Annotated in this window: 5 protein-coding genes and 1 pseudogene; 5 read left to right on the forward strand and 1 reads right to left on the reverse strand. The window is 65.6% G+C overall.

Annotated features, from left to right (window positions below):
• The 4 genes and pseudogenes from ACE3OH_RS18410 to phnX form a co-directional block, all read left to right on the forward strand.
• Positions 1–230, forward strand: a pseudogene (locus tag ACE3OH_RS18410) (hypothetical protein); the annotation flags it as partial.
• The gene (gene phnE / locus ACE3OH_RS18415) at positions 227–1045 is read left to right on the forward strand and encodes a phosphonate ABC transporter, permease protein PhnE (RefSeq protein WP_374356607.1); all 819 of its coding nucleotides are present in this window, start codon (positions 227–229) and stop codon (positions 1043–1045) included. The pseudogene ACE3OH_RS18410 and the gene phnE, both read left to right, overlap by 4 nt.
• 96 nt (positions 1046–1141) lie before the next feature.
• Positions 1142–2263 carry an iron-containing alcohol dehydrogenase PsrA gene (psrA, locus tag ACE3OH_RS18420; RefSeq protein ID WP_374356610.1) on the forward strand — a complete coding sequence of 374 codons (1122 nt, stop codon included), beginning with the start codon at positions 1142–1144 and terminating at the stop codon, positions 2261–2263.
• Positions 2264–2359: 96 nt separating this feature from the next.
• Positions 2360–3184, forward strand: coding sequence for a phosphonoacetaldehyde hydrolase (gene phnX, locus ACE3OH_RS18425; protein ID WP_374356613.1), 825 nt, complete (start codon positions 2360–2362; stop codon positions 3182–3184).
• An 85-nt stretch (positions 3185–3269) separates the two neighbouring features.
• On the opposite strand, the gene ACE3OH_RS18430 is transcribed toward phnX, so the two are convergent.
• A complete protein-coding gene (locus ACE3OH_RS18430; protein WP_374356615.1) occupies positions 3270–3572 on the reverse strand; it encodes a hypothetical protein in 303 nt (100 codons plus the stop codon).
• Between the two features lie 132 nt (positions 3573–3704).
• On the opposite strand from ACE3OH_RS18430, the gene ACE3OH_RS18435 reads away from it, so the two are divergent.
• On the forward strand, positions 3705–5663 hold the full coding sequence (locus tag ACE3OH_RS18435) for a ferritin-like domain-containing protein (protein WP_374356618.1): 1959 nt from the start codon (positions 3705–3707) through the stop codon (positions 5661–5663).
• Positions 5664–5832 lie beyond the last annotated feature (169 nt).

Raw genomic sequence — 5832 nt, forward strand, 5'->3', positions numbered from 1 at the left:
CACTCGGCATTACCGTGCTGTGCAATCTGCACCAGATCGACCATGCCCGCGCCTTTGCCGACCGGATTGTCGGCATGGCGCAGGGCCGCATCGTCTTCGATACACCGGCCAGCGCCTTGTCCGACGCCGATTTGCGGCTGATCTACACCACGCCGGCCACCAGCGCCGATTCCGCCGACAGCCCGAACCTGGCGGCAGCCAGCGGCCTGGCATGGGGAGCAAGTCAATGAAACGCGATAAATATCTGTGGACGGTCGCCCTGCCCGACTCGCCACGCGGCTGGAGCCAGCTGCTGGCCCTGCTGGTATTGGGCAGCCTGTTGCTGCGCTGGAGCGCCGAGGGCGCGCAACTGAGCTGGGGTGAGCTGGCTGCCGGTCTGCCGCAGATCGGCGACTTTATCAGCCGCTCCTTCCCGCCCGACTGGTCCATCGCCAAGCGCCTAGTCGCGCCCAGCCTCGAAACGGTGCAGATCGCCATCTGGGGCACCTTGCTGGCAGTGCTGCCGGCCATTCCGCTGTCCTTCATGGCGGCACGCAATCTGCATGGCAATGCCTGGCTATACCAGGCAACCCGGCAGCTGCTCAACACCATACGCAGCGTGAATGAGCTGATCCTGGCCCTGGTGTTTGTCTCGGCGGTCGGCCTTGGCCCGTTTCCCGGCGTGTTGGCGCTGGCGGTACACGGTGCCGGCATGCTCGGCAAATTCTTTGCCGAAGCGATCGAGGAGATCGACAACGGCCCGCTGGAAGCGCTGCGCGCCACCGGCGCCCGCCCCTTGCAGGTGATTGCCTTTGGCGTGTTGCCGCAGGTGATTACCGCCTGGATCGCCGCCCTGCTCTACCGCTTCGAAGTGAATCTGCGCTCGGCCACCGTGCTGGGCATGGTTGGCGCCGGCGGCCTGGGTTTCGAGCTGGTCAGCAGCCTCAAGCTGTTCAAGTATCAGGAAACCGCCACCTGCATCCTGGTGATCACCGCCATGGTGGTGATGGCTGATCTGCTATCGAGCCAGCTCCGGCGCTATATCCAGCAAGGCAAGGCCGGCTGAAGCGGCCTGCCTGATTGAACTGCGGACACGCCGTCCGGCGTGTCCCCCCTACGCACCGGCCGGCCCGAAACGGGCCGGCAGCCAGGACACTCCCCCATGTGGCACTACTACAACCCCGTATCGATATACGCAGGGCCGGGCGCGCTCGCCCAGCTTTCCAGCTTGCTCGGCCAGCGCCGCGCCATTGTGCTGGCCTTCCCGGAGGCACGCTCGCTCGGCCTCGTGGCCCGCATCGAAGCCTTGATTGGCGATCGCCTGCTGGCCGTTGAAACCGATATCCAGCCCAATCCGGATATCCGCTGGCTGGCCCCGCTGTATGAGCGGCTGTGGCGCGAAGCCGGCGCGGCGGAATGCATCATCGCCATCGGCGGCGGCAGTACGCTGGACTGCGCCAAGGCCATGCTGGGCGCCGACAACGATGGCCGCTTTGCCAGCTTGCTGGAAAGCCTGACCCAAGGCGCGGCGTTTGAGCCAAGCCGGCGCCGCGCGCTGATCGCCATTCCCACCACCGCCGGCACCGGCAGCGAAGTCACCCCCTGGGCCACCCTGTGGGATCAGGCCAATGGCCGTAAATACTCGCTGCATCAGCGCTGGACCTGGCCGGAAGCGGCGCTGATCGACGCCGAATTGATGCGCAGCCTGCCGGCCGGCCCTACCCTGGCCAGCGGTCTGGACGCGCTATCGCATGCGCTGGAGGCGCTGTGGAATATCCACCGCAATCCGCTATCGAGCAGCCTGGCGGTCAGCGCCGCCCGCGACATTCTCGCCAGCCTGCCGGCCCTGATGGCAGAGCTGGACAATACCGCGCTACGCCAGCAACTCGCGCTGGCCGCCCTGAAGGCCGGGCTGGCGTTTTCCAACACCCGCACCGCGCTGGCGCATTCGCTTTCCTACGACATCACCCTCAGCACCGGCCTCGCCCATGGCTTGGCCTGCTCGTTCAGCCTGCCACGCATCATGGCGCTGGCATTTGGCCAGGACCTTGAACTGGATCAGCAGCTGCTCCGCATTTTCGATGCGCGAAACCCAAGCGAGGCGGTAACGCGGCTGAGCCGCTTCCTCGAAGGCTTGGGCGTCAGCACCGACCCGGCGCACTACGGCATTGCCGAAAGCGACTGGTCACACCGGCTATCGAAGGCCCTCGATGGCCCACGCGGCCGCAACTTCATCGCAGCGGGGCAGACAGCCGCCTGCGTGAACCCGCAGCCAGCCTGCTGATCATGGCCCGCCCCTTCCCGATCAACTCGCACCGCGCTGCCGATTCACGGCAGCCCCTAAGGTTTCGCGCTGCGGCGCCCGACTGGAGCATTTCGCATGACCACCACTACCCCATCCAGCCCGATCGCGGCTGTCATCTTTGACTGGGCCGGCACCCTGGTTGATTTCGGCTCGCTGGCGCCGACGCAGATCTTTGTCGATGCCTTTGCCAGCTTCGGCATTGAGGTGACACTGGCTCAGGCGCGCGGCCCGATGGGCCTGTCCAAGCGCGACCATATCCGCAGCCTGCTGGCCGAGCCGGCCATCGCCGGCCAGTGGCAGGCACGCTTTGGCCAGCCGGCCGACGAGGCCGATATCGACGCGCTCTACCAGCGCTTTATGCCAATGCAGATCGCCAAGGTCGGCGAATACTCGCAGCCGATTGCCGGCGCCACCACCACCCTGGGCTGGCTACGCCAGCGCGGGATCAAGGTTGGCTCCTGCTCCGGCTATCCGCGCCAGGTAATGGATGTGCTGCTGCCGCAGGCCGCCCGCGCCGGCATCGCACCGGACTGCGTGATTGCCGGCGACGAGCTGCCTGCTGGCGGCCGACCCGGCCCCTATATGGCGCTAGCCAATGTGCTGGCACTGGCGGCCGGCGACGTACGCCGCTGCGTCAAGGTGGATGACACCGCACCCGGCATCGAGGAAGGCCGCCGTGCCGGCATGTGGTGCGTCGGTGTCAGCTTGTCGGGCAATGAGGTCGGCCTCGAAGCCGCCGCCCTGCAAGCACTGCCTGCATCCGAGCGCGCCGCACTGCGCAGCACGGCCGAAGCGCGCTTGCGCGCAGCAGGCGCCCACTACCTGATCGACTCGGTAGCCGAATTGCCTGCGGTACTGGCGCACATCGAGCAGGCGATACGCGATGGCCTGCACCCCTGAATGGCCGCAGGGCTGAATCCGGCATTACGCGAACGGGCAACTCCCGCGCAGCGGCGCGGGAAACGCTCGCTCGCCAGCGCCAGCTTTATTTGCGCAGCATGATGCCGTACACATAAGCCAGCAGCAGGGCGAAGCCGCATAGCGGGGTAGCCAGCCATAGATAGTTCCAGGCGCTGGCGCCAAGCCAATAAGCGCGCACCACCATGGCGGCGCCGACCAGGGCCGATGCCGGCACTGCTATGGTTGCACCAGTCAGGATCGCGCTATCCAGCCGACTCAGCGTGCGGCCATTGACCAGGCCACCACCGAGAAAAGCCAGCGCCATGAACAAGCAGGCAGACAGACCGCAGGCCAGCAGGCAGGCGACCATCACGCCGATCAAAGACATTGCCACACCTTTATGGGAACGACCCTATAGTAAGCAGCATTCGCCCTGCACCTACAATCACACAGTCGATTGTAAGCATAATGTCAGGATGCGATATATCATCGCCCCCCTTCCCCGAACGAGTGACCCGCCATGACCCCTGCCCACCACCGCGAACAGCTGAACAATATGCTCTGCGAGGCAGCTGAAATCGAGCACTCGCTGATGTGTACCTATCTGTACGCCGCCTTCTCGGTCAAGCAATCCACCGCCGAGGACCTGAGCGAGGAAGAATTCGCCGCCGTGCAGCGCTGGCGCCGCGAGATCATCGCGGTGGCGGTGGATGAGATGCTGCATCTGTCGCTGGTCAGCAATCTGATCGCCTGCATCGGCGAGCGGCCGCACTACCGGCGCTTCAATTTCCCGATCAGCAGCGGCCTGTTTCCGGCCGATGTGGCGGTGGCACTGGCGCCGCTCGATATGGCCACGCTGGATCACTTTGTCTACCTGGAGCGCCCGCACAGCGTAGAGGAGCGCGATGCCGCCCGCTACGAGAAGTCCAGCTTCAAGCGGGTACTGCCAACCGGTCGCCTGATGGCGTTTTCCGATGACTACACCACGGTAGGCGAGCTGTATCAGTGCATTCTCGACAGCTTCCGCTACCTGGTGAACGAATACGGCGAGGAGGCGGTATTCGTCGGGCGCGGCGACACCCAGCTGAGCATGCGCGAATTCGCCCTGGATGGCTTGCACCCGGTGCTGAACCTGGCTGATGTCGAAAGCGTGATCAATCGCATTGTCTCGCAAGGCGAAGGCTCGACCGAATCGGTGGCTGGCTCGCACTACGGCCGCTTTTGCGCCATCCGCCAGGAATGGCGTGCCTTTGAAGCAGCGCGGCCGGATTTCCGCCCGGCCCGCCCGGTGGCCGAAAACCCGATCATGCGCTCTCAAGTGGCCGCCGGGGCGCGCGTGCATATCGTGGCCGAACCGGCCGCCAGCCTGCTCGATCTGGGCAATGCCTGCTACGGCCTGATGCTGCGCTTGTTGGGCCTGATGAACGACCGCTGGCTGGTGCAGGCACAGATACGCCCGGCAGTGGCGCGGCAAAGCCTGACCATGATGCATGCGGTGACTGAAATCGCCACCTTGCTGACCGGCCTGCCGGCCAACCCGGAGCACCCAGGCGTGAATGCCGGCCTGACCTTTACCGTGTCGCGGGCGGCGCTATCGTTTGTCGACCCGGCCAGCGCCTGCTCGGTGCTGGGCGAGCGCAATGCCGCCATTGCCGAGCGTCTGCAACGCTTCGCTGCCGACTTCCCTTCGCTGCAAGCGCTGGCCGACACCCTGAACGGTTTTGCCAGCGCCTGGCGCGACTGGGGTGCCGCCCTGCACGGCGCAGGCGAGACCGTTGCGCCGCTGCCGGCTGCGGTCGCCCCCAGCCAGCCCGCGGCAGCGCCGGCACCGGCGTCCGGCAAGGTGGAAACCGCCCATTGCGACGCCGCCACGGTCAGCTTTGACCATGGCCGCTGCATCCATGCCCGCCAGTGCGTAATGGGCGAGCCGGGCGTGTTTGTGGCAAACAAACCCGGCGAATGGATTTACCCGGCCGAAGCCAGCGCCGAGCGCCTGGTGCGTATCGCCATTGCCTGCCCTAGCGGCGCGATCCAGGTAACGCGCCACGACGGCGGCGACGATGAAACCGCCCCCTTGGTCAACCAGATCCGGGTACGCGAAAACGGCCCGCTGGCGGTGCATGGCGAATTGAATACCGCCGGCAATAGCGACGGCTATCGCGCTACCCTGTGCCGCTGCGGGCAAAGCCAGAACAAGCCCTACTGCGATGGCAGCCATGGGCCGGCCGGTTTCACCGCCAGCGGCGAGCCCGCCACCCGGCCATCGGAGCCGCTGCCGGTACGCAATGGCATGCTGCAGCTGCGGCCACAGAAGAACGGCCCCTTGCTGGTACTGGGCAATACCGAGATTCTTAGCGGCACCGGCCGCACGGTGGACCGGCTCAGCGAAACCCGCCTGTGCCGCTGCGGGCAGAGCAAGAACAAGCCGTTCTGCGACAACTCGCATCTGGCCGCCGGCTTCGTCGCCGACGGCGAATAGGCGCCGAGCCAGTGTCTACAGGTTTTGCATTTTGCGGCCGATTGCCAGTCAAGACCTGATACCCGAACACCTGTAGACACTGAGAGCACCGAGACCACAGAGCACACAGAGAAAACCGGTTTGGGTCTGGGATTTCTCAGTGTGCTCTGTGTGCTCCCCGGTCTCTGTG

The organism is Chitinimonas sp. (genome assembly GCF_041904975.1).
Classification (GTDB): Bacteria; Pseudomonadota; Gammaproteobacteria; order Burkholderiales; family Chitinimonadaceae; genus Chitinimonas.

Coding starts and splice junctions, on each gene's coding strand:
- phnE (WP_374356607.1), top strand. CDS start 227: ATGAAACGCGATAAATATCTGTGGACGGTCGCCCTGCCCGACTCGCCA.
- psrA (WP_374356610.1), top strand. CDS start 1,142: ATGTGGCACTACTACAACCCCGTATCGATATACGCAGGGCCGGGCGCG.
- phnX (WP_374356613.1), top strand. CDS start 2,360: ATGACCACCACTACCCCATCCAGCCCGATCGCGGCTGTCATCTTTGAC.
- ACE3OH_RS18430 (WP_374356615.1), bottom strand. CDS start 3,572: ATGTCTTTGATCGGCGTGATGGTCGCCTGCCTGCTGGCCTGCGGTCTG.
- ACE3OH_RS18435 (WP_374356618.1), top strand. CDS start 3,705: ATGACCCCTGCCCACCACCGCGAACAGCTGAACAATATGCTCTGCGAG.